General features: G+C 54.6%; 25 protein-coding genes. 6 read left to right on the top strand and 19 right to left on the bottom strand.

What is annotated here, in order from left to right; all coding sequences use genetic code 11:
• Nucleotides 1–153: 153 nt before the first annotated feature.
• Nucleotides 154–825 carry a glutathione S-transferase gene (locus RY075_RS01690; protein ID WP_003860274.1) on the bottom strand — a complete coding sequence of 224 codons (672 nt, stop codon included), beginning with the start codon at nt 823–825 and terminating at the stop codon, nt 154–156.
• A gap of 310 nt (nt 826–1,135) precedes the next feature.
• Complete coding sequence (gene soxR / locus RY075_RS01685) at nt 1,136–1,594, bottom strand: redox-sensitive transcriptional activator SoxR (RefSeq protein ID WP_003860275.1); 459 nt, start codon at nt 1,592–1,594, stop codon at nt 1,136–1,138.
• A 98-nt stretch (nt 1,595–1,692) separates the two neighbouring features.
• On the opposite strand from soxR, the gene soxS reads away from it, so the two are divergent.
• Nucleotides 1,693–2,019 carry a superoxide response transcriptional regulator SoxS gene (gene soxS / locus RY075_RS01680; protein ID WP_003860277.1) on the top strand — a complete coding sequence of 109 codons (327 nt, stop codon included), beginning with the start codon at nt 1,693–1,695 and terminating at the stop codon, nt 2,017–2,019.
• Nucleotides 2,020–2,025: 6 nt separating this feature from the next.
• Here soxS and RY075_RS01675 read toward each other — a convergent pair whose 3' ends face one another.
• Nucleotides 2,026–3,591, bottom strand: coding sequence for an EAL domain-containing protein (locus RY075_RS01675; protein ID WP_003860279.1), 1,566 nt, complete (start codon nt 3,589–3,591; stop codon nt 2,026–2,028).
• Between the two features lie 265 nt (nt 3,592–3,856).
• A complete protein-coding gene (locus RY075_RS01670) occupies nt 3,857–5,257 on the bottom strand; it encodes a sensor domain-containing diguanylate cyclase (RefSeq protein ID WP_003860281.1) in 1,401 nt (466 codons plus the stop codon).
• A gap of 443 nt (nt 5,258–5,700) precedes the next feature.
• Here RY075_RS01670 and RY075_RS01665 point away from each other — a divergent pair, with 443 nt between their 5' ends.
• Entirely contained in the window at nt 5,701–5,982 is a 282-nt protein-coding gene (locus tag RY075_RS01665; RefSeq protein ID WP_003860282.1) for a YjcB family protein, read from the top strand.
• A gap of 61 nt (nt 5,983–6,043) precedes the next feature.
• On the opposite strand, the gene ssb1 is transcribed toward RY075_RS01665, so the two are convergent.
• Nucleotides 6,044–6,568: a single-stranded DNA-binding protein SSB1 gene (gene ssb1 / locus RY075_RS01660; RefSeq protein WP_003860284.1), complete on the bottom strand. Its 525-nt coding sequence runs from the start codon at nt 6,566–6,568 to the stop codon at nt 6,044–6,046.
• A gap of 251 nt (nt 6,569–6,819) precedes the next feature.
• On the opposite strand from ssb1, the gene uvrA reads away from it, so the two are divergent.
• A complete protein-coding gene (gene uvrA / locus RY075_RS01655; protein ID WP_003860287.1) occupies nt 6,820–9,642 on the top strand; it encodes an excinuclease ABC subunit UvrA in 2,823 nt (940 codons plus the stop codon).
• A 3-nt stretch (nt 9,643–9,645) separates the two neighbouring features.
• On the opposite strand, the gene RY075_RS01650 is transcribed toward uvrA, so the two are convergent.
• The 6 genes from RY075_RS01650 to dnaB all read right to left on the bottom strand — a co-directional run bounded on the left by RY075_RS01650 (nt 9,646) and on the right by dnaB (nt 15,315).
• Nucleotides 9,646–9,999, bottom strand: coding sequence for an MmcQ/YjbR family DNA-binding protein (locus RY075_RS01650; RefSeq protein ID WP_003860288.1), 354 nt, complete (start codon nt 9,997–9,999; stop codon nt 9,646–9,648).
• Between the two features lie 2 nt (nt 10,000–10,001).
• Nucleotides 10,002–10,418: a secondary thiamine-phosphate synthase enzyme YjbQ gene (locus RY075_RS01645; protein ID WP_022650227.1), complete on the bottom strand. Its 417-nt coding sequence runs from the start codon at nt 10,416–10,418 to the stop codon at nt 10,002–10,004.
• 112 nt (nt 10,419–10,530) lie between these two features.
• Nucleotides 10,531–11,244: an acid phosphatase AphA gene (gene aphA, locus RY075_RS01640; protein ID WP_109948761.1), complete on the bottom strand. Its 714-nt coding sequence runs from the start codon at nt 11,242–11,244 to the stop codon at nt 10,531–10,533.
• 259 nt (nt 11,245–11,503) lie between these two features.
• Nucleotides 11,504–12,697 (bottom strand): aromatic amino acid transaminase, encoded by a 1,194-nt coding sequence (gene tyrB, locus RY075_RS01635; protein ID WP_022650225.1) that lies wholly within the window; start codon nt 12,695–12,697, stop codon nt 11,504–11,506.
• 109 nt (nt 12,698–12,806) lie between these two features.
• Nucleotides 12,807–13,886 carry an alanine racemase gene (gene alr, locus RY075_RS01630; RefSeq protein WP_023324011.1) on the bottom strand — a complete coding sequence of 360 codons (1,080 nt, stop codon included), beginning with the start codon at nt 13,884–13,886 and terminating at the stop codon, nt 12,807–12,809.
• Nucleotides 13,887–13,902: 16 nt separating this feature from the next.
• Complete coding sequence (dnaB, locus tag RY075_RS01625) at nt 13,903–15,315, bottom strand: replicative DNA helicase (RefSeq protein WP_003860298.1); 1,413 nt, start codon at nt 15,313–15,315, stop codon at nt 13,903–13,905.
• A 60-nt stretch (nt 15,316–15,375) separates the two neighbouring features.
• On the opposite strand from dnaB, the gene RY075_RS01620 reads away from it, so the two are divergent.
• Nucleotides 15,376–16,359, top strand: coding sequence for a quinone oxidoreductase (locus RY075_RS01620; RefSeq protein WP_003860300.1), 984 nt, complete (start codon nt 15,376–15,378; stop codon nt 16,357–16,359).
• A gap of 184 nt (nt 16,360–16,543) precedes the next feature.
• Here the strand turns inward: RY075_RS01620 and pspG are convergent, their stop codons facing one another.
• From pspG to RY075_RS01600, 4 genes are all read right to left on the bottom strand, one after another.
• Nucleotides 16,544–16,786: an envelope stress response protein PspG gene (pspG, locus tag RY075_RS01615; protein WP_003860302.1), complete on the bottom strand. Its 243-nt coding sequence runs from the start codon at nt 16,784–16,786 to the stop codon at nt 16,544–16,546.
• Between the two features lie 136 nt (nt 16,787–16,922).
• Nucleotides 16,923–17,918: a tRNA dihydrouridine(20/20a) synthase DusA gene (gene dusA / locus RY075_RS01610; RefSeq protein WP_032661163.1), complete on the bottom strand. Its 996-nt coding sequence runs from the start codon at nt 17,916–17,918 to the stop codon at nt 16,923–16,925.
• A gap of 82 nt (nt 17,919–18,000) precedes the next feature.
• Nucleotides 18,001–19,248 (bottom strand): conjugal transfer protein TraF, encoded by a 1,248-nt coding sequence (locus RY075_RS01605; RefSeq protein WP_109948760.1) that lies wholly within the window; start codon nt 19,246–19,248, stop codon nt 18,001–18,003.
• 168 nt (nt 19,249–19,416) lie between these two features.
• Entirely contained in the window at nt 19,417–19,905 is a 489-nt protein-coding gene (locus tag RY075_RS01600; RefSeq protein ID WP_003860307.1) for a cupin domain-containing protein, read from the bottom strand.
• Between the two features lie 117 nt (nt 19,906–20,022).
• On the opposite strand from RY075_RS01600, the gene zur reads away from it, so the two are divergent.
• On the top strand, nt 20,023–20,535 hold the full coding sequence (gene zur, locus RY075_RS01595) for a zinc uptake transcriptional repressor Zur (RefSeq protein ID WP_003860309.1): 513 nt from the start codon (nt 20,023–20,025) through the stop codon (nt 20,533–20,535).
• Nucleotides 20,536–20,582: 47 nt separating this feature from the next.
• Here the strand turns inward: zur and RY075_RS01590 are convergent, their stop codons facing one another.
• From RY075_RS01590 to RY075_RS01575, 4 genes are all read right to left on the bottom strand, one after another.
• Nucleotides 20,583–20,792, bottom strand: coding sequence for a CsbD family protein (locus RY075_RS01590; protein ID WP_003860314.1), 210 nt, complete (start codon nt 20,790–20,792; stop codon nt 20,583–20,585).
• Nucleotides 20,793–20,911: 119 nt separating this feature from the next.
• The gene (dinF, locus tag RY075_RS01585) at nt 20,912–22,249 is read right to left on the bottom strand and encodes an MATE family efflux transporter DinF (RefSeq protein WP_032661154.1); all 1,338 of its coding nucleotides are present in this window, start codon (nt 22,247–22,249) and stop codon (nt 20,912–20,914) included.
• 63 nt (nt 22,250–22,312) lie between these two features.
• Nucleotides 22,313–22,921, bottom strand: coding sequence for a transcriptional repressor LexA (lexA, locus tag RY075_RS01580; RefSeq protein ID WP_003860318.1), 609 nt, complete (start codon nt 22,919–22,921; stop codon nt 22,313–22,315).
• Between the two features lie 108 nt (nt 22,922–23,029).
• Complete coding sequence (locus RY075_RS01575) at nt 23,030–23,398, bottom strand: diacylglycerol kinase (protein WP_003860321.1); 369 nt, start codon at nt 23,396–23,398, stop codon at nt 23,030–23,032.
• Nucleotides 23,399–23,552: 154 nt separating this feature from the next.
• On the opposite strand from RY075_RS01575, the gene plsB reads away from it, so the two are divergent.
• Entirely contained in the window at nt 23,553–25,970 is a 2,418-nt protein-coding gene (gene plsB, locus RY075_RS01570; protein ID WP_058674763.1) for a glycerol-3-phosphate 1-O-acyltransferase PlsB, read from the top strand.
• Nucleotides 25,971–26,003: the final 33 nt, after the last annotated feature.

Raw genomic sequence — 26,003 nt, 5'->3', positions numbered from 1 at the left:
ACGGGTGGTCAAATTAAGGCAAACGATTATCTAGCCTAATACCCGCCCTTTTCAACTGAACTTTCTCGTTTTTCGCTAAAATTGCCTCATGACGATGAAGAATTAAGCAGAGGATGCGCAAACGTTATCGTCCATGCGCAATTTCGTTACATTTCATCCCTCGCCGGGGATCGTCAGCGGGCCGCCTTTCGCAAGCGTTGTCTGCCAGCCCGGACGTGCCTCCACTCTCTGTTTCCACGCCGCTATGTGGTCGAGATTGTCGATGCCGCCTCTCGCCAGCAGGGCGAAGAGGGGAAAACTCATCTGGATATCAGCCATGGTCAGCGTGTCGCCGGCAAACCAGCTGTTTTCGGCAAGATGATCGTTAATAAAGCGCGCATGCGTTTCCAGCTGGCGGTTGAGATACGCTTTTTGCACCCCCTGCCCCAGCGCCTTACCCAGCGTGCGCAGGCCAAACGGGACGGGTGGTTTGCCGAGGCTGTTAAACACCAGCTTCATTAACAGTAGCGGCATCAAAGACCCTTCGGCGTAATGCAGCCAGAAGCGATACTGCACTTTATGGGCGGGATCTAACGGTTTGAATCGTGACGCCGAATCGTACGTTTCCTGAAGATATTCCAGAATCGCACCTGATTCGGCCAGAACCAGTCCGTTATCTTCGAGTACCGGGGATTTTCCCAGCGGATGCACTTTTTTGAGCGAGTCTGGCGCGAGCATGGTTTTTTCGCGCTGGTAGCGCACGATGTCGTACGTCAGACCCAGCTCTTCCAGCGCCCAGAGGACACGATGTGAACGAGACTGATTAAGGTGGTGGACCGTTAGCATGATGTTCTCCGATGATTCATACTTTTTAACTATAGAAAACTGAACAACTTCACGAAAAAAATTCGGCTAAAATCTCACCGTCTCCGGTGGCAAAAACGGCGGCCGGGCATAAAATTAAAGTGTCAGTACAAACCGGAACCTCCTTCACAAGCTCGACACGAGGGGTACTGATGTCGGGGGAAACCCTCCCGTGAGCCAGCGGGATAGAGAGAAAGACAAAGACCGGAAAAAACTAAAGCGCCCTTAGTGGCGCTTTAGTTCTTTATGTTTGTTGCCGGGTGGCGGCTGCGCCTTACCCGGCAAACACCTCTCAATCCTCCTCCAGCAACCGTGCCCCTGTTCCCTGCTCGCCCAGCCTGTCACCCGGGTTACGCAGCGGGCAATCGCTACGTGATAAACACCCGCAACCAATGCAGCCATCCAGTTCATCGCGCAGGGCCACCAGCGTGTGAATACGACGATCCAGTTCTTCTCGCCACTGGGACGACAGCTGCTTCCACTCTTTCGCGCTCAGCGAGTGTCCTTCCGGCAATACGCCGAACGCGTCACCAATGGTGGCCAGAGGAATGCCGATACGTTGCGCAATTTTGATAATCGCCACGTAGCGGAGCACATCGCGCGTGTAGCGCCGCTGGTTTCCGGCGTTACGGATACTTTTTATTAACCCTTTGCTTTCATAGAAGTGGAGCGCCGACACCGCCACACCGCTTCGCTTAGCCACTTCACCGGGGGTTAACAGTGCTTTGATGCGCGGTAATCTCTTTTCCATAAAACCTCTTTACCTCAAGTTAACTTGAGGAATTATACTCCCCCGCAGAGAAAATGACGAATCAACCAGGACAGATGTCTCCACAGAGGGGTAACCTTATGTCGCATCAGCAAATTATTCAGACACTTATTGAATGGATTGATGAACATATCGACCAGCCGTTGAACATTGATGTGGTCGCTAAAAAGTCGGGCTATTCGAAATGGTATTTACAGAGAATGTTCCGCACCGTAATGCATCAAACGCTGGGTGATTACATTCGCCAGCGCAGGCTCCTGCTGGCGGCGCAGGCGTTACGCTCAACGCAGCGGCCCATTTTTGATATCGCAATGGATCTGGGCTATGTGTCGCAGCAGACCTTTTCCCGCGTCTTCCGCCGCGAGTTTGACCGTACGCCGAGCGACTACCGCCATCAGCTCAATTAATGCGTGTTAACGCAAGGGTTGCTGCTGCCAGGCCATAAATGCCTGGGGCGGCATCGCTTTCGCGAAGTGCCATCCCTGGCAATACTGTACGCCACGCTTCAGCAGCCAGCTCACCTGCTCCCCCGTCTCGACCCCTTCCGCAATGGTTTTCAGCCGCAGGCTTTGCGCCATCTCAATGATGTGCTCGGCAATCAGGTGGCTGGTGCTGTTGGTGGTTAAGGTATCGATAAAGGATTTGTCGATTTTCAGGATATCGACGTTCAGCGAATAGAGGTTATGCAGGTTAGAGTAGCCGGTTCCGAAATCATCAATCGCCACTTCATACCCCGCCTGACGAAACGCCTGAATGACCGGCGTGGTTTTCGGCACGTCAATAAACCCCCGCTCCGTCACCTCAATTTTGATCTGCTGCGCGCGAACCGAGTAAAAGCGGGCTTTGTCGGAGATCAGGGCGATAAGACGTGAAGAGTGGAAATCTGACGCCGACAGGTTAATCGAGACATACAGATCGGGATGAGCGGCAAGAAAATGGCCCAGATCGCTGAACACCTCCTCCACGACGTAATCCGTAATGCGCTCAATCATCCCCTCTTTTTCTGCCAGGGGAATAAATTCCGCCGGGCTCATAACCTGACCGTTGAATCCAGGCCAGCGCAACAACGCCTCTGCCCCCACGCACTGGTTATTTTTAATATCAATAATGGGCTGATAATGGACGCACAGCTGGCGTTTATTCAGCGCCCGGTGCAGAAGTCGGCCAGGCGAATTGAATTCACGGTGTGTACGCGACCACACCAGCAGAATAATAATGCTGCAAATTATCCCTAGCGGTAGCGTCAGGGTAGCCTGATGATAAAGCGTTTTATAAAAACGGGCACTGGAGGTTGAAACGATGGCCGCAATGGGCCGCTGCTCTGATTTTACGATCGTATAAAAACGGTCATCTTTCTGAAAAGTCGTTTCCTGATGTCGAAGCATCGAATGCAATAAAGAAATATTGGCTTTCTGGCTCACAGAAAAGAATGCATTGCTGACGGTGTCATACACTCCCCACGACAGGGAACGATCGTCTGACATCACCTCACTATACGAAAGCGGGTTGACCACTGCGACATAATTTCCGCGCTGCATATATATCATTTTATAACCATTAAAAAATGGTGTATCGCGAAAATAATAGATAGCAACGTCGGGTTTACGTGTGTAATTGGCAGCGGGGATGATGTAAGGATGCTCCGGCGTAAAAAGGGTCGAGCAGAGAAAGTCCTGGCCATCAGCATAAATTAAATCGGCAACAAAAAGGCGACCGCGGGAAACGTTCAACATATATTGACGATGCTCCGGCGTACACACTTTGCCCTGATATTTTTCCGCGTCTTTCCGGGCCAGGTCAACCTGTTGAATAACCCGTTCAGTTTTATTTAAAGCAAGTTCAGCAAACGTGCGCAGCTGGGCGCTGATTTCCGACACTGCACTAAGCTGGGCAAACCATAGCGCAAGCATCACCGGCAGCATAACTACCATGATAATCCCGACCACTTTGAGCATTTTGCGCCGCGCGCTACGATTCATTTCCCGCTCTGTATCCCTGCATGTTGTACGCCTGTAGCAATGAAGACCGGCTGCTTTGATAAACAGGTGATTACGTTGCATGAATCATAGGAAGTTAGCAACTGACTTTTGGTATTAAAAATCCTAAAATTCGTGATGCCGATAATATTTTCCCGTAAGCCAAACTAAAAGTATTCATTTCGTTTCTGATAAGGAAAATAATTACCCGCGACAGGTGTGGAAAATTCGCTGGCTGAAATAGCCTGCTCTTTGTTCTTATGCTGATTTATAAATAATCAGACGCCAGGACCGTTTTTCCTCTTCCCGTACGCTTGGCGTCATATAATGCCTTATCGGCACGCATCAGTATGGCAGAAGTATCTCGTTGCCCCTGACAGACTTCAACCACCCCGGCGCTGAAGGAGAGTACCAGCGTTTTATCGCCCACACGCAGCGGTTTTGAGATCAGCGCGGCACGCAGGCGAGAAGAGAGCAACGTAGCGGCCATACCATCCGTACGCGCCAGCAGAAGAACAAACTCTTCGCCCCCCACCCGTCCCAGCGCTGACCCGGCCGGGCTCACCTCGCGAATACGGTCGCAAAAGTGAATCAATGCCGCATCGCCAACCTGATGTCCCCACCGATCGTTAATCTGCTTGAAATAATCGAGATCGAACATCAGGAGACAGAAGTGGCTACTGACATCCTGCGGCGAACTGGCTGCCAGCGCCATTTTGAGCTGCTGTAAGATTGTCGAGCGATTCAGACAGCCCGTCAGATCGTCCGTGGTGGCTTTGACGGTCAGCTGCTGTTCTGCTTTTTTACGTTCGGTGATATCCAGGCCAATATTGAGAATGGAGTTATCCGGCAAAAGGATGTTTGACCAGAGAATCGTTAACTGCGTCCCGTCTTTACGCACCGGGTGCCATTCGTACATATCCTTAAGTGGTGCGAAACGAACCGACTCCTGCACGCGCTGTCGCTCCTCGGGATCCGGATAAAACAGGGCCAGTGGATCGGGGTGCTCGTCGATTTCAGTCATACTCCAGCCAAAGACTTTTTCGCATTCGGCATTCCACAATACACACCGGTTATGCCTGTCAAAGGCGTTCATTAATACCGGCGCACGCTCAAATAAGGTTTTATATTGCGTGACGACGCGCTGCATTTCTTGCGCCGTTTTTTCCCGCACGATGATGTCATCAAAATAATCTTTTAGCTTCTCAACCAATACCACCACGATATTTTTCAGTATCGGCAACGAGGTAAGTTTTCCATTAAAAGCCAAAAAGAAATAACCACTGCACTGTCTGCCATGCGCTGAGAGTTTACACAGGACGCCGCTTTGCAGCCGCGCATAGCCCGGGTGCTGAGGGGAAAATACCGCCCGGCCAATATGCGCTTTCCAGTAGATAACGCGCCAGGCGCGGTGATGCCGCTGCAACAGGGTGCTGGCAAGAAAATCCGCCACGTTGAAGGCGTGACACGTCACGTCGCCGGCACAAACCACGCGCGGCCCGTCTGCGGATTCGACACTGACCCACGAGAGATTTGCCCCCAGAGCGCTGTTGATGGTTTCCAGCATTTCCACCGGCGAACACTGCGCGTTGAGTTGCGGCATCAGCTTCGCCAGGGCGTGCAGCGCCTGCATGCTGTCGTTAATAATCTCGCGTCTTTGTTCTTTCATTATCTTTTCGCAGGTCATTAATCGAGAGAGCAACCGCAATAACTCATATCTGAATAAAAGAATAAGACCACGAAATCAAAGAGCATGCTGAGTGTAAAACAAAGAATATAAAATCCAAAAAAGGCAATTAATTCAATGCGATGAATTATTTCTGCGGGTACATTTATTGTTCCACACAAGCATAATCCATAGACATACTGCTGTAAACGCTATACAGCCGAAGGTGTTTTGCAAAGGTTTTGCTATCTGAATGAATTAAAAATAAAAATTCCGACCAGACGCGGATACGAGCGACGACGATATATTTTCCCTGGTAATAAACCCACTTTTACCTCACGCGGATACTGGCTAATAAAACAGCAAATGTGATATAGTTCACACATCTTATGTAACGAGAAACATTGTTTCATTCCAGTTCGTCTGTTTTGTCGAGGATGAGTTTTATGGCAACCATTACCACCAGCATGGTGCTCCTGCGCTGGCCGTTGTTGAGCGCGGTTTTGATGTTCCTGGCCAGCACGTTAAACATTCAGTTCCGAAAGTCCGACTACGCAGGTCTTGCTGTGATTAGCACCCTGTTAGGGTTAGGCGCCGCATGCTGGTTCGCAACAGGTTTGCTCGGTATTACGCTGGTGGATATAGCCGCCGTCTGGGAAAACATTAAAGTGGTAATGGTTGAAGCCATGAGCCACACCCCACCAGACTGGCCGATGGTGATTACCTGATAGCCTGTTATAAAAAAACCCAGACATTATCTGGGTTTTTTGTGTTTCACGCGTCTGGATATCAGAACGGGATATCGTCGTCGAAATCCATTGGCGGTTCGTTAGACGGTGCCGGAGCAGACTGCTGCTGCGGACGGGACTGCGCGCCGCCGCTAAACTGATTGCCGCCCTGCGGCTGCTGAGGCTGGCCCCAACCGCCCTGCTGCTGGCCGCCACCTGCCGGTGCGCCGCCGCCCTGACGGCCACCCAGCATCTGCATGGTGCCGCCAACATTCACCACCACTTCCGTGGTGTATTTTTCCTGACCGGATTGATCGGTCCATTTGCGGGTACGCAGTTGGCCTTCAATGTAAACCTGAGAGCCTTTACGCAGATACTCACCGGCCACTTCAGCCAGTTTGCCAAACAGCACAACGCGGTGCCATTCGGTCTGCTCTTTCATTTCACCGGTCGCTTTATCACGCCAGGATTCGGATGTAGCCAGCGTAATGTTGGCAACTGCGCCACCACTCGGCATGTAGCGTACTTCCGGGTCCTGGCCCAGATTACCGACGAGAATCACCTTGTTTACGCCTCTGCTGGCCATGTTCGTGTCTCCTGAATACGTTTCTTAATAGTGTAAACGCGCGAGTGTACCATTTCCATGCGACACTTTGATAGTTGCGTAGCATGTTCCAGAGTTCTCTCGCGGACTCGACATTGTTACACAGTGAATCAGAAAATGCATTCCAATACTGTATATTCAAACAGGTCATTTTGTGTCATAATTAGCCGTTTCTGACAGCCGTTTGTCCTTCAAACAAATCAGGCAATCCGTGTTCCAACCGGGAAAGGTGAATGGATAAGATCGAAGTTCGGGGCGCCCGCACCCACAATCTCAAGAATATCAACCTCATAATCCCTCGCGACAAACTCATCGTCGTGACCGGGCTTTCGGGGTCTGGCAAATCCTCACTGGCTTTCGACACTTTGTATGCCGAAGGACAGCGTCGTTACGTTGAATCGCTCTCGGCGTACGCGCGTCAGTTCCTGTCGCTGATGGAAAAACCGGATGTCGACCACATTGAAGGGTTGTCTCCTGCTATCTCCATTGAGCAGAAATCCACGTCGCATAACCCGCGATCCACGGTCGGTACCATTACCGAAATCCATGACTACCTGCGTCTGCTGTATGCGCGCGTGGGCGAGCCGCGCTGCCCGGATCACGACGTTCCGCTGGCGGCCCAGACCGTCAGCCAGATGGTGGATAACGTGCTGTCGCAGCCGGAAGGCAAACGCCTGATGCTGCTGGCGCCGATCATTAAAGAGCGTAAGGGCGAACATACTAAAACGCTGGAAAATCTGGCAAGCCAGGGCTATATCCGCGCCCGTATCGACGGCGAAGTGTGTGACCTGTCCGATCCGCCAAAGCTGGAGCTGCAAAAGAAACACACCATCGAAGTGGTGATTGACCGGTTTAAGGTCCGTGAAGATCTGGCGACGCGTCTGGCGGAATCCTTTGAAACGGCGCTGGAACTGTCGGGCGGCACGGCGGTGGTGTCAGACATGGACGATGCAAAAGCGGAAGAGCTGCTCTTCTCCGCCAACTTTGCCTGCCCGATTTGCGGCTACAGCATGCGCGAGCTGGAACCGCGCCTGTTCTCGTTCAACAACCCGGCGGGCGCGTGCCCGACCTGTGACGGCTTGGGCGTTCAGCAGTATTTCGACCCTGATCGCGTGATCCAGAATCCGGAGCTGTCGCTGGCGGGTGGCGCCATTCGCGGCTGGGACAAGCGTAACTTCTATTACTTCCAGATGCTGAAGTCGCTGGCGGAGCACTACAAGTTCGACGTTGAAGCCCCGTGGGCCAGCCTGAGCGCGAACGTACATAAAGTGATCCTGTTCGGTTCCGGCAAAGAGAACATTGAGTTCAAGTACATGAACGATCGCGGTGACACTTCCGTGCGTCGCCACCCGTTCGAAGGGGTGCTGCACAACATGGAGCGCCGCTACAAAGAGACCGAATCCAGCGCGGTGCGTGAGGAGCTGGCGAAGTTCATCAGCAACCGCTCCTGCGCCACCTGCGAGGGCACGCGCCTGCGCCGCGAAGCGCGTCACGTGTTTGTCGAAAACACGGCGCTGCCGACCATCTCAGACATGAGCATCGGCCACGCGATGGACTTCTTCAACAACCTGAAGCTCTCCGGCCAGCGCGCGAAAATCGCTGAAAAAGTGCTGAAAGAGATCGGCGATCGCCTCAAGTTCCTCGTGAACGTTGGCCTGAACTACCTGACGCTTTCCCGCTCGGCTGAAACGCTCTCCGGCGGTGAAGCCCAGCGTATCCGTCTGGCGAGCCAGATTGGCGCAGGCTTAGTCGGCGTGATGTACGTGCTGGATGAGCCGTCTATCGGCCTACACCAGCGCGACAACGAACGCCTGCTCGGCACGCTGGTTCACCTGCGTAACCTTGGCAACACTGTGATTGTGGTTGAGCACGACGAAGACGCCATTCGCGCCGCTGACCACGTGATCGACATCGGCCCGGGCGCTGGCGTGCACGGCGGACAGGTGGTGGCAGAAGGGACGCTGAAAGACATTATGGCGGTGCCCGAGTCGCTGACCGGCCAGTACATGAGCGGCAAGCGCAAAATTGAAGTACCAAAACAGCGCGTGGCGGCGAACCCGGAAAAAGTGCTGAAGCTAACCGGGGCGCGCGGCAACAACCTGAAGGACGTGACCCTGACGCTGCCTGTCGGGCTGTTCACCTGCATCACCGGCGTGTCCGGTTCCGGTAAATCGACGCTGATCAACGATACGCTGTTCCCGATTGCGCAGACTGCGCTGAACGGCGCGACGCTGGCTGAACCTGCACCGTACCGCGACATTCAGGGGCTGGAGCATTTCGACAAGGTTATCGACATCGACCAGAGCCCGATTGGCCGTACGCCGCGTTCCAACCCGGCGACCTATACCGGCGTCTTTACGCCCGTACGTGAACTCTTTGCCGGCGTGCCGGAAGCGCGTTCGCGCGGCTACACGCCAGGACGTTTCAGCTTTAACGTGCGCGGCGGACGCTGTGAAGCGTGCCAGGGCGACGGCGTAATCAAGGTTGAGATGCACTTCCTGCCGGATATCTACGTGCCGTGCGACCAGTGCAAAGGCAAGCGCTATAACCGTGAAACGCTGGAGATTAAGTACAAAGGCAAGACCATCCACGAAGTGCTGGATATGACCATCGAAGAGGCGCGCGAGTTCTTTGACGCCGTCCCTGCGCTGGCGCGTAAGCTGCAAACCCTGATGGATGTGGGTCTGACCTATATCCGTCTGGGGCAGTCAGCGACAACGCTGTCCGGTGGTGAAGCGCAGCGCGTGAAGCTGGCGCGTGAGCTGTCTAAACGCGGTACCGGTCAGACGCTGTACATTCTGGATGAGCCGACCACCGGCCTGCATTTTGCGGATATCCAGCAGCTGCTGGACGTGCTGCACCAGCTGCGCGATCAGGGCAACACCATCGTGGTGATTGAGCACAACCTGGACGTGATTAAAACCGCGGACTGGATTGTCGATCTCGGCCCGGAAGGCGGCAGCGGCGGCGGTGAAATCCTCGTCTCCGGTACGCCAGAGACCGTTGCAGAGTGCGAAGCCTCGCACACCGCGCGCTTCCTCAAACCGTTGCTGTAATCGTTACACGGAGAGCTGCTGTCGGATCGTTTCCGGCAGCAGTTCTACCGCCTGTTGATACGACGCATCTACCAGGTAGTAAATTTGCGAATCTGGCAGCGAGCCGTCGAGAAACACCGTACTCCAGTGTGCTTTATTCAGATGCTTGCTAGGCCTGACATCATCGTGCTGCTGGCGCAGTAAGTCGGCCAGTTCAGGACTGGTTTTCAGTGATGCCGCTGGCCGCGCATCCACCTCTTTCACCATCGCGAACAACACATCCCCCACTTTGATCTGCGTGGCTTTCCAGTCGCTGTGAACGCTCTGTTCTGCGCCCGGCTTGCTCATGCAGTACTGAAGTATCTCCGAAATTGTCATCTTTATTCCCCTTGTAGCGTTGCGATAATTTTACGCGAACCACCGTGAATGCGATGTTCTCCCAGCCAGATCCCCTGCCACGTTCCCAGCAGTAGCCGTCCGTTGTGGACCGGCAGCATCAGCGAGACGCCCAGCAAAGAGGATTTGATGTGTGAGGGCATATCATCCGCCCCCTCGTAATCATGCTCATACGGGGCGTTATCCGGGACGGTTTTCAGAAAATGCCGCTCCATGTCAGACCGGACGGTGGGATCGCAATTTTCATTGAGCGTGAGAGAAGCAGACGTGTGCTGAAGCAGCAGATGCAGCAAACCCGTTTTGACGCGCGACAGGTCGCGGATTTGCCCGATGACTTCGTCCGTCACAAGGTGAAATCCGCGTGGTTTTGCGCTTAAGGTCAGGGTCTGTTGATACCACATGTGTTGCTCCATTATGAAAGGTGAATCTTTCTAAGTGTGCAGCAAGAAAGCGAAAGGTAAAACCCGCGCAGCGAGATTTGCTTAAAAAAGCATTCACCCCGCCGTTAATGCATCAGTATTCAGAGTTAACGATCACCTCTTCACCAAATTTTCCGGCCATCGGCAGCGGTCGGTAGGTGGAGTTCGAGGCGCGTAACACCCTGATACCTCTGGCTCCCACGTCGTGCGCCGCGGTGATGTCGTTATCTGAATCCCCGTAGAACACTTTGATATTTTTCTTTTCCAGCCACTGGGTTTTGGTGTTTTGCCCTTCCTGGTCCCCGGCAAAAATGACCGGATTCATGCTGGCCGCCGGGATCAGAAAATCATCCTGTAGCGTTTTCGAGACGGTTTCGGTTTTGGTCTGGCTACGTCCGGTCACGAAGTAAATGCTGTCGCCGCGCTTTACGTGCATGGCGATCAGCGCGCGGGCAACCTCTTTCGGGATACTGAACTCATCCCAGCTGTTGTTCATCTTTTCCCAGAATTCCGGGTTTTTCAGATAGGCTTCGCTGTCCGGGGAGTACGTTTTTTTGCCGCGCCAGAAACCGGGGCTGGAGAAGAGAACGGTATCGTCAATATCGAAGCCCACGGCCATCGGCGGGCGACCCGTCAGGCTGTTTTCAATTTGTGCCACTGAAACCCAGTGAATGGGGGCCTGTTCGGCAAGAATGGCGGCGGTGGTGCCGGTGTAAAGCGGCGTGGGTGCAGAAGCCCGCGCAACAACGGTACTATTAAGCGAGAACAATAAGCAGGCGGCGCTGAGCGCCAGTGTGATCTTGCGCATATTTTCCCCTGAATATTCAGTTTGTTATCTTTTTATTTTGAGCGGATGGTCAAAAAACTATCCGACCATAACCCCAGCGGGAGGGGAAGGAAAGGAGTTTTTACTTATGAAGCGGAATAAAAAGAAGACGATCACAAAGTGTGGATGAGTGATGTAGGCCCGGTAAGGCGCAGCCGCCACCGGGCAAGATTTTCTGCGGCCTGATGCCCTCACCCCAGCCCTCTCCCACAGGGAGAGGGAGATAATAAGTAGTGAGTACTTACATCACAGCTGCAAACGCCTGCGCCACGCGCTGGACGTTGCTGGCATTCAGACCCGCCACGCACATACGGCCGCTGGCGATCAGGTAGACACCGAACTCTTCACGCAGGCGATCGACCTGCGCTGCGCTCAGTCCGGTGTAGCTGAACATCCCGCGCTGCTTGAGAAGATAATCAAAGTTATGCCCAGGCACGGCCTCTTTCAGGACGTTAACCAGCTCCTGACGCATCGACAGGATGCGCTTACGCATCGCTTCCACTTCCGCAAGCCAGGTGGCTTTCAGTGTTTCGTCACCGAGAACTGTCGCCACCACCTGCGCACCAAAGTTCGGCGGGCTGGAGTAGATACGGCGGACCGTCGCTTTAAGCTGGCCCAGCACGCGGCCCGCCGCTTCAGCGTCTTCACACACCACGGACAGACCGCCAACGCGCTCGCCGTACAGGGAGAAGATTTTTGAGAAGGAGTTGCTGACCAGAGCGGGAAGCCCCGCGCTGGCAATCGCGCGAATGGCGTAGGCGTCTTCCTCCATGCCCGCGCCAAAGCCCTGATAGGCGATGTCGAGGAACGGGATCAGGTTACGCGCCTTCAGTATCTCGATCACCGCATCCCACTGGGCATTGGTGAGGTCCGCACCCGTCGGGTTATGGCAGCACGGATGCAGCAATACGATGCTGCGCTCCGGCAGGGTGTTCAGTTTTTCCAGCAGCGCATCAACGCGCACGCCGTTCGTTTCGCTGTCGAACCACGGATAGGTTTCAACCTTAAAGCCCGCGCCCTCGAAGATCGCAACGTGGTTTTCCCACGTCGGGTCGCTGACCCACACGCCGGAATCCGGGAAGTACTTTTTCAGGAAATCTGCGCCTACCTTCAGCGCACCCGAGCCACCCAGCGTCTGGATAGTCGCTACGCGCTTTTGCGCGAGCACCGCGTGGTCCGCACCAAACAGCAGCGGCGCGATAGTGTTGCGGTAGGTGTTTAATCCTTCCATCGGCAGATAAAGCGAAGCACCGTGCGGGGTTGCGTTAAGACGCGCTTCAGCTTCAGCAACGGCTTTCAACTGAGGAATGATGCCGTCTTCGTTGTAGTAAAGACCAATGCTGAGGTTCACTTTGTCGCTGCGAGGATCTTCTTTGAAACGCTCCATCAAGGAGAGGATAGGGTCGCCGGCGTAGGCGTCTACTTTCTGAAACACGCGATGTTCTCCGGATTATTATGAGGCAGGGAATTCAACAATAAACCGGAAGCGGAAGAAGATCGAGGGGATGTTAACAGAAGCGGGATGCACCGCATCCCGCTCATGCTTAGTCGACGTATTTCATCGCGACCCTTGAGGTAAGACGCGTGATAAGTTCGTAAGCACTCACTTTTGTTATTTCAGCAATACGTTCTACCGGCAGGCCTTCGCCCCACATCACCGCATCGTCCCCCGCTTTATCCTGCGCGTCGGGCCCCAGATCAACACAAATCATGTCCATCGCCACGCGGCCGACAATCTTCACTTCACGACCGTTGACCAGCACCGGCGTGCCCGTTGGTGCGGCGCGGGGATAGCCGTCACCGTAGCCCATCGCCACCACGCCAAGACGGGTATCGCGCTCGCTGATCCAGGTGCCGCCGTAACCTACCGGCTCTCCCGCTTTGTGCTCACGCACGGCAATCAGCTTTGAAACCAGCGACATCACCGGCTTAAAGCCAAAGTCCGGCCCCCAGGGTTTGTGCTCCAGTGGCGATACGCCGTAAAGAATGATGCCCGGACGCGCCCAGTCGAAGTGCGACTGCGGCCACAGCAGAATACCGCCGGATGCCGCGATCGAGCGCATCCCCGGTTTGCCTTCGCAGAAGGTGTTGAAGATATCAAGCTGCTGTTCCGTTGCGCCGCATTCAGGCTCATCGGCGCGGGCAAAGTGGCTGACGATGTTTACCGGCTGACGCACATTTTTGCACTGACACAGACGCTGATAAAACGCCTCCGCGCTTTCCGGCCGCACGCCCAGACGGTGCATGCCCGTGTCGAGCTTCATCCAGACGGTGACCGGTTCGCTCAGTTCGGCCGTTTCCAGCGCGGCCAGCTGTTCTTCGTTATGCACCGCCGTGTGCAGGTGCTGATCGGCAATGGTCGGCAGGTCCGAGGCTTCAAAAAAGCCTTCGAGGAGCAGAATCGGTTGCGTAATTCCACCTGCGCGCAGGCGGAGAGCTTCTTCGAGACGGGCGACGCCAAAAGCGTCGGCATCGGGGAGCGTTCGCGCGGTCTCAAGAAGACCGTGTCCGTAAGCGTTCGCTTTCACGACTGCAACGAGCTTACTGGCGGGCGCCAGTTCTCGCAGACGTTGCAGGTTGTGTCGCAGAGCGCGGCGGTTAATAACAACAGTTGCCGCTTGCATTTGAATTCCTTAGAAATTACTCATCATCATATTGAGGACCGGCATAGTTGTCGAAACGCGACCACTGGCCGTTAAAGGTCAGACGTACCGTACCGATGGGGCCGTTACGTTGCTTACCAATAATAATTTCGGCGATCCCTTTCAGGTCGCTGTTCTCGTGATAAACCTCATCACGATAGATGAACATGATTAAGTCGGCATCCTGCTCGATGGAGCCGGATTCACGCAGGTCGGAGTTGACCGGGCGCTTGTCTGCACGTTGTTCCAGAGAGCGGTTAAGCTGCGACAGCGCCACCACCGGCACGTGCAGCTCTTTGGCTAACGCCTTAAGCGAGCGCGAAATCTCGGCAATCTCCAGCGTACGGTTGTCGGAAAGCGACGGAACGCGCATCAGCTGAAGGTAGTCGATCATGATGAGACCGATGCCACCGTGTTCACGGGCGATACGGCGCGCGCGGGAGCGCACTTCCGTCGGCGTCAGGCCGGAGGAGTCATCAATATAGATGTTCCGTTTTTCCAGCAAAATCCCCATGGTGCCGGAGATCCGCGCCCAGTCCTCATCGTCCAGCTGACCGGTACGGATGCGGGTCTGATCCACGCGCGACAGGGACGCTAGAGAACGCATCATGATCTGTTCAGAGGGCATCTCCAGACTGAAGATAAGCACCGGCTTATCCTGCAACATCGCCGCGTTTTCGACGAGGTTCATTGCAAATGTCGTTTTACCCATCGACGGACGTGCGGCCACGATAATCAAATCCGACGGCTGAAGACCTGCCGTTTTCTTGTTGAGATCGTCATAACCGGTGTTCACCCCCGTCACGCCATCGTGCGGCTGCTGGAAAAGCTGCTCAATACGTGCAACGGTGGCGTCGAGCACATCGGCGATGTTTTTCGGGCCTTCGTCTTTATTCGCACGGCTTTCGGCGATTTTAAAGACGCGGGATTCCGCCAGGTCGAGCAGATCTTCGCTGGTGCGCCCCTGGGGATCGAAACCGGCCTCGGCGATCTCATTCGCCACCGAGATCATCTCGCGGACAACGGCACGTTCACGAACGATATCAGCGTAAGCGCTGATGTTCGCGGCACTTGGCGTGTTTTTTGACAGTTCTGCCAGATAGGCAAATCCGCCGACGCTGTCGAGCTGTCCCAGACGCTCCAGCGATTCTGCGAGCGTAATCAGGTCGATCGGGCTGCCCGACTCCTGCAAACGCGCCATTTCCGTAAAGATGTGGCGGTGCGGGCGGGTATAGAAGTCTTCCGCGACAACGCGCTCGGCGACGTCGTCCCAGCGTTCGTTATCCAGCATTAAACCGCCCAACACCGACTGTTCCGCTTCAATCGAGTGCGGCGGGACTTTTAACCCGGCGACCTGATAATCACGCTCACGAGGTTCAGTCTGTTTGTTGAAGGGTTTGTTTCCTGCCATAGTGAATGGAGTTACCGAGATAAAGAGTGGGTCGAAAGATTACCACATTCTGGAGGAAGCATGGCAACACGTATTGAATTTCACAAGCATGGTGGCCCTGACGTACTCAAAGCGGTGGAATTTACCCCCGCTGCGCCTGGCGAGAACGAAATCCAGGTGGAAAACAAAGCTATCGGCATTAACTACATCGATACCTATATTCGCGGCGGCCTCTATCCGCCTCCGTCGATGCCGAGCGGGCTGGGCACCGAGGCGGCCGGCATCGTCAGCAAAGTGGGCAGCGCGGTTAAGCACATTAAGGAAGGCGATCGCGTGGTGTACGCGCAGTCGGCGCTGGGCGCTTACAGCTCCATCCATAACGTTCCGGCCGAGAAAGCGGCGCTTCTGCCAAATGCGATCGGCTTCGAGCAGGCTGCCGCCTCATTCCTGAAAGGGCTGACGGTCTATTATCTGCTGCGTAAAACCTACGAAATTAAGCCTGACGAGCAATTCCTGTTTCACGCAGCCGCAGGTGGCGTGGGGCTGATTGCCTGCCAGTGGGCGAAAGCCCTGGGCGCGAAGCTGATCGGCACCACAGGCAGCGCGCAAAAAGCGCAGCGTGCGCTGGACGCGGGCGCATGGCAGGTGATCAACTACCGGGAAGAGAGCATCGTTGAGCGGCTAAAAGAGATCACTGGCGGCAAAAAGGTCCGCGTGGTGTATGACTCGGTGGGGAAAGACACCTGGGAATCTTCGCTGGACTGCCTGCAACGTCGCGGGCTGATGGTGAGCTTCGGTAACGCCTCCGGGGCTGTCACCGGGGTGAACCTGGGCATTCTGAATCAGAAAGGATCACTGTACGTCACTCGCCCTTCCCTGCAAGGTTACATCACCAACCGGGAAGAACTTGAGGAAGCCAGCAACGAGCTGTTCTCGCTGATCGCCAGCGGGGTGATTAAAGTGGATGTGGCAGAGGCGCAGAAATATCCGCTGACCGATGCGCAACGTGCGCATGAGGTGCTGGAGAGCCGGGCAACGCAGGGGTCGAGTCTGTTAATTCCCTGAGCCATAAAAAGAAATTGGGCTTCCCGTGGGAAGCCCTTTCTTTTTTTAGTTCGGCTGTATGTAGGGTACAGCTCGATGAATTCTTTAGCGGCAGCCATAGTGACAGATTCGATAAGTAAATCCTATTCTGTTCTAAGGATTGCTGCCGGAAAAGTTGCAGGTATGTGACGTACCCCTCAATACCTTAGTAACGGAAGCGGTTATTACGCTGATAACTGGGCAGTTTTGGTGATTTAATCGCCCGTATGGCCCATACCACCGCAATCGCCAGAAGTAACCACGGCAAGAGTTTAATCGTCAGGGCAAATAAACCGCCGACAAACATCACCACCGTGGCCACAACGAGCGCGGCCAGGATACCGAGCAGCGACACGCCCGTGACCATCAGCATGATAAAGAAACCAATCACAAAAAGTAGTTCAAGCATGGTGCTCTCCCACGAGTTCCCGAATGATGCTGCGATCGTTACAAGAATCATGCCAAAAATAAGTTGTTGTTCTGAAAGCAAAACGCCCCGCAATGTGTTGCAGGGCGTGGCGTATTTGACCATCTTTTAGCGAAATTTAACGTTTATCCGCAACCAGACGCAGCGCGTGTTCCAGTACCTCAATATCCGCACCGGCTTTATGCGCGTTCTCGCTGAGATAACGACGCCACTGGCGCGCACCAGGAATGCCCTGGAACAGGCCAAGCATATGGCGGGTAATGTGGCCCAGATACGTACCATGACTCAGCTCGCGCTCAATGTACGGATACATGGCGCGCACTACGGCCACGGGATCGGTGTCAGCACCCTCAACGCCAAAGATTTCCCGGTCAACCGTCGCCAGAATGCCCGGATTCTGATACGCCTCGCGTCCGACCATCACGCCATCCATATGTTCGAGGTGCGCTTTGGCCTCGTCCAGCGACTTAATACCGCCATTGATCGACATGGTCAGGTGTGGGAAGTCGCGTTTCAGCTGGTACACGCGCGGGTAGTCCAGCGGCGGGATCTCGCGGTTTTCTTTCGGGCTGAGGCCAGAGAGCCAGGCTTTACGGGCGTGGATGATAAACATCTCGCATTCACCCTTCCCTGATACGGTGTTGATGAAATCACACAGAAACTCATAGCTGTCCTGGTCGTCTATGCCGATACGGGTTTTGACCGTGACCGGGATAGAGACGACGTCGCGCATCGCTTTGATGCAGTCCGCCACCAGGTGTGCATTACCCATCAGACACGCGCCGAACATACCGTTTTGCACACGGTCGGACGGGCAACCGACGTTGAGGTTAATCTCGTCATAGCCGCGTTCTTCAGCCAGCTTCGCGCACTGCGCCAGCGCAGCCGGATCGCTGCCACCCAGTTGCAGCGCAACCGGATGCTCCTCTTCGCTGTACGCCAGATAATCGCCCTTGCCATGAATAATTGCGCCGGTAGTGACCATTTCGGTGTACAGCAGCGTATGGCGGGAGAGCTGGCGCAGGAAATAGCGGCAGTGTCTGTCCGTCCAGTCGAGCATTGGCGCAATGGAGAAACGGTGTGCAGGGAAAACGGTCTGGAATTCTGACGACATGGCGAAGTTTTAAGCATCTGGTGGAAAAGGGGCGCTACTATAGCACAAAGAAAAGCCGGAGGCGCAGCGCCTCCGGCGGACTTTAGAACGTCATACTCAACTGTGCCCCTGCGCCCCAGGTCTCGTCTTCGCCATAAAGCCCCATCAGGTCAACGTGGACGGCGTTGAACGGCGCGAAACCGACACCGCCGGTAAAGACATTGCTGTCGTTACCCTTCACGTCGGCACGATAACCCGCACGCACCGCCAGCCAGCTCAGCGGCGTCAACTCGGCACCGACACCCACGTACTGCGACGTATCTTCGCTCTTGAAGCCTTTGGTTTCGGTCAGATCGCCATCGGCGGTCAGCGTCACCAGGTCGTTGTGCCAGGCAGCACCGGCGGTCACTACAGGACTGATTTGATAAGTATCACGCACGCCATCCACTTTCTTCGTGTCGATATCCCGGGAAAAGAGATTTTGTCCGGTTAAACCAACGGTCCAGTTATCGCCGAAGTCAGCAGCAAGACCGGCATCAACGTTAAAACCAGTATCATCATTACGATAGCGACTACTATTGATATCGCCGCTGTCGAAGTTGTAGATGGAAACCGTATAGTTATAGAGCCAGGTTTTTTGCAGCTTTGGCGTGATACCTACGGAGACCGGTACGCCGCTAATGTCAAACTGACGCGCCACCGCCACACCATAGTCCGAAACGATCGCCGCGCGACCAAAACCTTTTGACTTCAAATCATTCGGAGTTACCGCTAACGCGGTGGCTGGAACGGCCTCAATACCGCGCAATGTGTCAATATCGCCCTGATCGATATAGGAACTCACGCGTGCACGCGCATTCGCTTTTGCAACGAATGCTACGGATAACACGTCATTAGGAATACTGACAGCAATCCCGGCACCCGCTTTACCGCTGGCTGTTTTTCCTTTCAGAGAATCCAGTTGATTACCAAGATCGCCAGCGGCGGCTGAGACGTTCCGGGAGGCCGGACTCGTGGGAATGAAGAGATCGACGAAATTGATATTATCCAGCGTGCTGCGATATTTGCTGACGTCGTCGCTGATATCATCAATCTTATCGCGCAGATTGTCCTTATCCGAAATTTGAGCGCCAATGGACGGCAGAATAACCGTGACATCGTCGTCCGGCCTTGCCTTTGCCAGCAGCGCCGGGTTTATCAACACTGCACTGCCATAGTTCCCAGCCGCAACGCCGGTGCCACCCATTGCGTCGCTGCGTGATTCCGTCCAGGTATTGGCTGCTCCCGCCTGATTTGCCATAAAAAAGGAGACAGCGATGCTAACCATCGAAAATTTAAAATGTTTTTTCACAGTGTGCTCGTAAATAGTTTGTTATTAGTTAACCCTGTCTGTTATCACCCAAACAGGAACGAACTATTGCTGTGAATAAGTGCAAAAAGACCCGCTATTTCCTTAAGTTAAATTCCATCCCGGCCTGTTGTAATATGTGACGACCATCAATATTTATAGAAGAGGAAATTATTTTCGCCCAGGTTTTCCATCGTGCGGCCCAAAAAACTGAGGCGGATGGTCGACCCAGCGGTCTTCGCGCGTCGCGGCATACACCGGATTGAGCGGATAGTAGATACGGTTATGTTTTTTATTGGCCTCACCCACCACCAGTAAGCGCACCTCTTCATCGGTATTGTTGATAAAGGTGTGACACACGCCCGTCCCGGCTGGAAATCCCACGCTGTCTCCGGGTTCGAGCTTCCATAAATAGCCATTGATCCAGGCCTCAGGGTAACCCTCCAGAACGTAAACAAACTCCTCTTCGTCGCTTTCCGCATGCGGATAAGATGTGCGGCGTCCGGGCGGCAGCCGTTCATGGTGAATACCAATGCGGCCGAGACCCAGTTTGCGGGCCAGCGGCGCGCCAATAGAAAAACGTTCGTTGCTGTCAGGATACGTTGCGTCATCAGCGCCTTCCACGTCCCGCCAGTGCCGAATACAGTCAGGTCTTTTCATTTTGCGATCTCCTGATTTGCGATGCGTCAGGTATAGCACAGCCTGGCGGATCTCGGTGTTTTTAGCAGAACATGATAAAGTGAGAGTTTTCACCCCTTACCACATCCGAGGTGCCCGATGGACAAGTCCACAAAAGAGCTGTTAGCGCAAGCTGAAAAGCTGTGCGCGCAACGCAATGTGCGCCTGACCCCGCAGCGCCTTGAGGTACTGCGTCTGATGAGCCTGCAACAGGGCGCCATCAGCGCCTACGATCTGCTCGATCTGCTGCGTGAAAGCGAGCCGCAGGCAAAACCGCCGACCGTTTATCGGGCGCTGGATTTTCTGCTGGAGCAAGGATTTGTGCATAAAGTGGAATCAACAAACAGCTATGTGCTGTGCCATCTTTTTGACCAGCCAACTCACACGTCCGCCATGTTTATCTGCGATCGCTGTGGTGTGGTGAAGGAAGAGTGTGCGGAAGGTGTGGAAGATATTATGCATACGCTGGCAGCCAGAATGGGCTTTGCGCTGCGACATAACGTGATTGAAGCCCACGGCTTATGTTCTGCCTGCGTGGAGGTGGAGTCATGCCGTCATCAGGATGACTGTCAGCACGATCACTCTATCCTGGTGAAGAAAAAGCCGCGTTAAAGCCAAAGAAAAAGGCGGCTCAGGGCCGCCCTTGGGGATAGTACCGGTTACCAGCGGTAGTCGTTACGGGTTTCCCAGTCTTTGACTTCGTTTTCCGCCTGATCTTTTTCGTAACCGTAGCGCTCCTGGATTTTACCTACCAGCTGATCGCGCTTACCTTCAATGACGGTCATATCGTCATCTGTCAGCTTACCCCACTGTTCTTTCGCTTTACCTTTGAATTGCTTCCAGTTGCCGCCGATTTCGTCTTTATTCATCATCGTGTCCTCGTGTTAAGCGTCTATGAGTATCGCCCGCTACGTTCTTTTCTGCTGGACGTGATTATTATTGTAGTTAAGGATTCGGTAGTTGTTTTTATATTCGGAATCTTTAACCGTTACGATATATCGTGCGGGGCTGGAAACCAGGTATTGTTTCGCCAGTGACGATGCCAGATAACGGCCAGCGAAAGGCCACGCAGTGAGAGAAACACCGCCAGCGCCAGCCACAGACCATGATTGCCGAGATACGGCAGGGTCAGCAGCGTCAGGCCAAACCCCGCCGCCGCGACGGCCATGCTGTTGCGCATCTCCGCCCCTCGCGTCGCACCAATAAACATGCCGTCCAGCAAATAGCACCACACACCCACCACCGGTAATACTACCTGCCAGAGGATGTAGCGATCGGCCAGCTCACGTAGCGCGGGCAACGAGGTGAGTAGCGCGACAATATGCTCACCAAAACAGGCGTATACCAGAGCAAAGGCCAGCGCCACCAGGCCCGCCTGACGACAGGCAGCACGCCAGACCTCACGTAACTGGCCGCTTTCACGCGCGCCATAGGCCTGCCCTGAATGCGCCTCGACGGCGTAAGCAAAACCATCCAGCGCGTAAGCGGTAAAGGTCAGTAACGTCATGAGCACTGCGTTGACTGCGACGATTTCAGGCCCAAGACGCGCACCAAAAACGGTTAAGGCGCCAAAGCAGAGTTGCAGCAGGAGCGAACGGAGCATGATGTCGCGATTAAGCGCCAGCAGCTTACGAATGTTGCCGCGCCAGGCCGATTTCAGCAGATCCAGGGTGATACCGCGCATCGCCAGTACGCGCCAGACCATTCCCAAACCAATTAGCAGCGTACCGTACTCGGCAATCGCCGTGGCCAGCGCCGCGCCCCGGACGTTCATGTGCAGCCCCATCACCAGCCACAGATCGAGCATAATGTTAAGCAGGTTGCCTACCACCAGCAGGATCACCGGCGCGCGGGCGTACTGCACGCCCAACAGCCAGCCCAGCAGGACCAGGTTTGCCAGTGAAGCGGGCGCGCTGAGCCAGCGAATTTCGAGGAACCGCCGGGCCTGTTCCAGTACGGCATCGCTGCCGCCCACAATATGGAGCGCAAAATCAATCAGCGGCGTACGCAACAGAACGATTAACGCGCCAGCACCGAACGCCAGAATGAGCGGCTGAACCAGCGCACGCGCCAGACGCAGGGGATCTTTTGCACCATACGCCTGGGCCGTCAGGCCCGTCGTACTCATGCGCAGAAAAAGCAGCAGCATAAAGAGAAAGCTGGTCGCCGTTGCGCCGATCGCGACGCCGCCGAGATAAATCGGCGAATCGAGATGCCCGATAACCGCCGTATCCACCAGCCCAAGCAGAGGAACGGTAATATTGGAAAAAATCATCGGTAGCGCAAGACGCCACAACGCCTTATCGGCAGAAGTTAGCAATGCCATGGAAATTACCGGAATCAGAAAACAGGCCAGGCTGTAGAGGAACTACAGCCTGTCAGGAAGAGATTACAGCCATTCACCGTTGCGGATAACGCCGACCGCCAGTCCTTCAATAGAGAAGCTCTGCTCGCGGAGATCCACCACAATCGGGGAGAATTCATTGTTTTCAGGCAGAAGCTGCACGGTATTGCCTTGTTTCTTCAGGCGCTTAACCGTCACTTCATCATCAATGCGCGCCACCACGACTTGCCCGTTACGCACGTCCTGCGTTTTGTGTACCGCCAGCAGATCGCCATCCAGAATACCGATATCTTTCATGGACATTCCGCTAACGCGCAGCAGGAAATCGGCGCTCGGCTTGAACATGCCTGGATCAACCTGATAGTGCCCTTCGATGTGCTGCTGCGCCAGCAGAGGTTCACCTGCCGCTACGCGACCCACCAGCGGAATACCGCTCTCTTCTTCCACCAGCAGACGAATACCGCGTGAGGCGCCGGAAACAATCTCAATCACGCCCTTACGCGCCAGCGCTTTAAGGTGCTCTTCGGCAGCATTAGGAGAACGGAAGCCCAGACGCTGCGCAATTTCTGCACGCGTGGGTGGCATACCCGTCTGGCCGATATGATCCCGAATGAGATCAAACACCTCTTGCTGCCTGGTCGTTAACGCTTTCATACCGCCCCCTGGGTGTATATACAGTTATGCTGTGAGTATATACAGTCAAAGGCGATTTTGGAACCAAAAACTGCACAAAAAACCAGGGACTTAATTATTCCTCGAGGCTCATCGGAAATGCGACCAAAGCAGCGTGACCCAGGTGATCGCCGCAGTGATAATCGCCAGCAGTACGGCAGCGGAACCCATGTCTTTCGCCCGGCCAGACAATTCATGGAATTCCGACCCGATTCGGTCAACAACGGCCTCAATAGCGCTATTAAGAATTTCCACTATCATCACCAGAAAGACAGATCCGATGAGCAGTACGCGGGTGATAGCATCAACATCAAGGAAGCAGGCGATGACAACGGCAACGATTGCAGCAACCGCCTCCTGGCGGAAAGCGGCTTCATTAACCCATGCAGCGCGGAAACCTTTCCATGAATAACCGGCAGCTTTAATGATTCGAGTTAACCCAGTGGTATTATTGGCCATTAAAAGAACCTTTTATGATAAATAGCGTCTGTAACTAAAGCCGCAGCGCGTTTTGCTGCAACCTGAAGTATGACGGGTAACAACAGAAATTTTGCGCGCTTTCTGTTATCCTTGCGCCGCAATTGCATTATTAACCAGAGGCTTTACATCGTTTATGTCCGGCTGGCCACGAATTTACTACAAATTACTTAATTTACCATTAAGCGTCCTGGTAAAAAGTAAGTCTATCCCAGCAGAACCTGCGCTGGAATTAGGGCTCGATACGTCGCGCCCTATTATGTACGTTTTGCCTTATAACTCGAAGGCAGACCTGCTGACGCTTCGCGCTCAATGTCTGGCGCACGATTTACCTGACCCACTTGAACCGCTGGAAGTCGACGGTACGCTGCTGCCACGCTACGTGTTCATCCATGGCGGGCCGCGCGTGTTCACCTATTACACGCCGAAAGAAGAGTCCATTAAGCTGTTCCATGATTACCTCGATCTGCACCGCAGCAACCCCGATCTGGACGTGCAGATGGTGCCGGTGTCGGTGATGTTTGGCCGTCGTCCGGGGCGCGAAAAAGGGGAAGAGAACCCGCCGCTGCGTATGCTCAACGGCATTCAGAAGTTTTTCGCCGTCTCCTGGCTGGGACGCGACAGTTTTGTCCGCTTCTCACCTTCCGTTTCACTGCGCCGCATGGCGGATGAACACGGCACTGACAAAATCATTGCGCAAAAGCTGGCGCGCGTTGCGCGTATGCACTTTGCACGTCAGCGTCTGGCGGCCGTTGGACCACGTCTCCCGGCACGTCAGGATCTGTTCAACAAGCTGCTGGCTTCCAAAGCGATTGCCCGTGCCGTAGAAGACGAAGCGCGCAGCAAGAAAATTTCGCACGAGAAAGCGCAGCAGAACGCAATCGCGCTGATGGAAGAGATCGCCGCGAACTTCTCCTACGAGATGATTCGCCTCTCTGACCGTATCCTCGGCTTCACGTGGAACCGCCTCTATCAGGGGATTAACGTCCACAACGCCGAACGCGTGCGTCAGTTAGCGCACGACGGCCACGAGATTGTCTATGTGCCCTGCCACCGCAGCCACATGGACTACTTGTTGCTCTCTTACGTGCTCTATCACCAGGGGTTGGTGCCACCGCATATTGCTGCCGGTATCAACCTGAACTTCTGGCCAGCAGGCCCGATTTTCCGCCGTCTGGGTGCGTTCTTCATTCGTCGTACCTTTAAAGGTAACAAGCTTTACTCCACCGTCTTCAGGGAGTATCTGGGCGAGCTGTTCAGCCGCGGTTATTCTGTGGAGTACTTTGTTGAAGGCGGTCGCTCGCGTACCGGTCGTCTGCTCGATCCAAAGACCGGCACGCTGTCGATGACCATTCAGGCCATGCTGCGTGGCGGTACCCGTCCTATCACGCTGGTGCCGATTTACATCGGTTATGAACACGTGATGGAAGTGGGCACCTACGCGAAAGAGCTGCGCGGTGCGACTAAAGAGAAAGAGAGTCTGCCGCAGATGCTGCGTGGGCTGAGTAAATTGCGCAACCTCGGCCAGGGATACGTGAACTTTGGCGAGCCCCTGCCGCTGATGACATATCTGAACCATCATGTTCCGGAGTGGCGCGAGTCTATCGATCCTATCGAAGCGGTACGTCCGGCCTGGCTGACGCCAACGGTCAACGGCATTGCATCCGAGCTGATGGTACGCATCAACAATGCTGGTGCGGCAAACGCCATGAACCTGTGTTGTACTGCGCTTCTGGCCTCTCGCCAGCGTTCACTGACCCGCGAACAGCTGACCGAGCAGATTGACTGCTACCTGGATATCATGCGCAACGTGCCGTATTCCGTGGATTCGACCGTGCCGTCTGCCACCGCCAGCGAGCTGATCGATCACGCGTTGCAGATGAACAAGTTCGAAGTCGAGAAAGATACGATTGGTGACATCATCATTCTGCCGCGCGAGCAGGCCGTGCTGATGACCTACTACCGTAATAACATCACGCACATGCTGATGCTGCCGTCGCTGATGGCGGCCATTATTACCCAGCACCGCCGTATTTCGCGTCAGGAGCTGCTGCGCCATATTCAGGCCATCTACCCGATGCTGAAAGCGGAGCTGTTCCTGCGCTGGAGTAAGGATGAACTGGCGGCAGAGCTCGATAAAATGACGGCAGAGATGCATCGTCAGGGGCTGATTACCATCAGTGATGAACTGCATATCAATCCGTCACGTTCACGTACCTTGCAGCTCCTGGCTTCCGGTGCGCGTGAGACGTTGCAGCGCTACGCCATTACCTTCTGGTTGCTGAGTGCAAATCCGTCCATCAACCGCGGTACGCTGGAAAAAGAGAGCCGGACGCTGGCCCAGCGCCTCTCCGTTCTGCATGGCATTAACGCCCCGGAATTCTTCGACAAAGCGGTATTCAGCTCCCTGGTGCTGACGCTGCGCGACGAAGGGTACATTAGCGATACGGGCGATGCCGAGCCGGAAGAGACGATGAAGGTTTACCAGATGCTGGCAGAGCTGATTACCGCGGATGTGCGTTTAACGATTGAGAGTTCGACGCAGGGCGAATGATGCTAAAGCCGGGTGACGCTAACGCTTACCCGG

Source organism: Enterobacter sp. JJBC (assembly GCF_036936505.1).
GTDB lineage: Bacteria > Pseudomonadota > Gammaproteobacteria > Enterobacterales > Enterobacteriaceae > Enterobacter > Enterobacter hormaechei_C.
The sequence above is the reverse complement of the archived record's forward strand: the minus strand, read 5'-3'. Positions and strand labels throughout refer to the sequence as shown.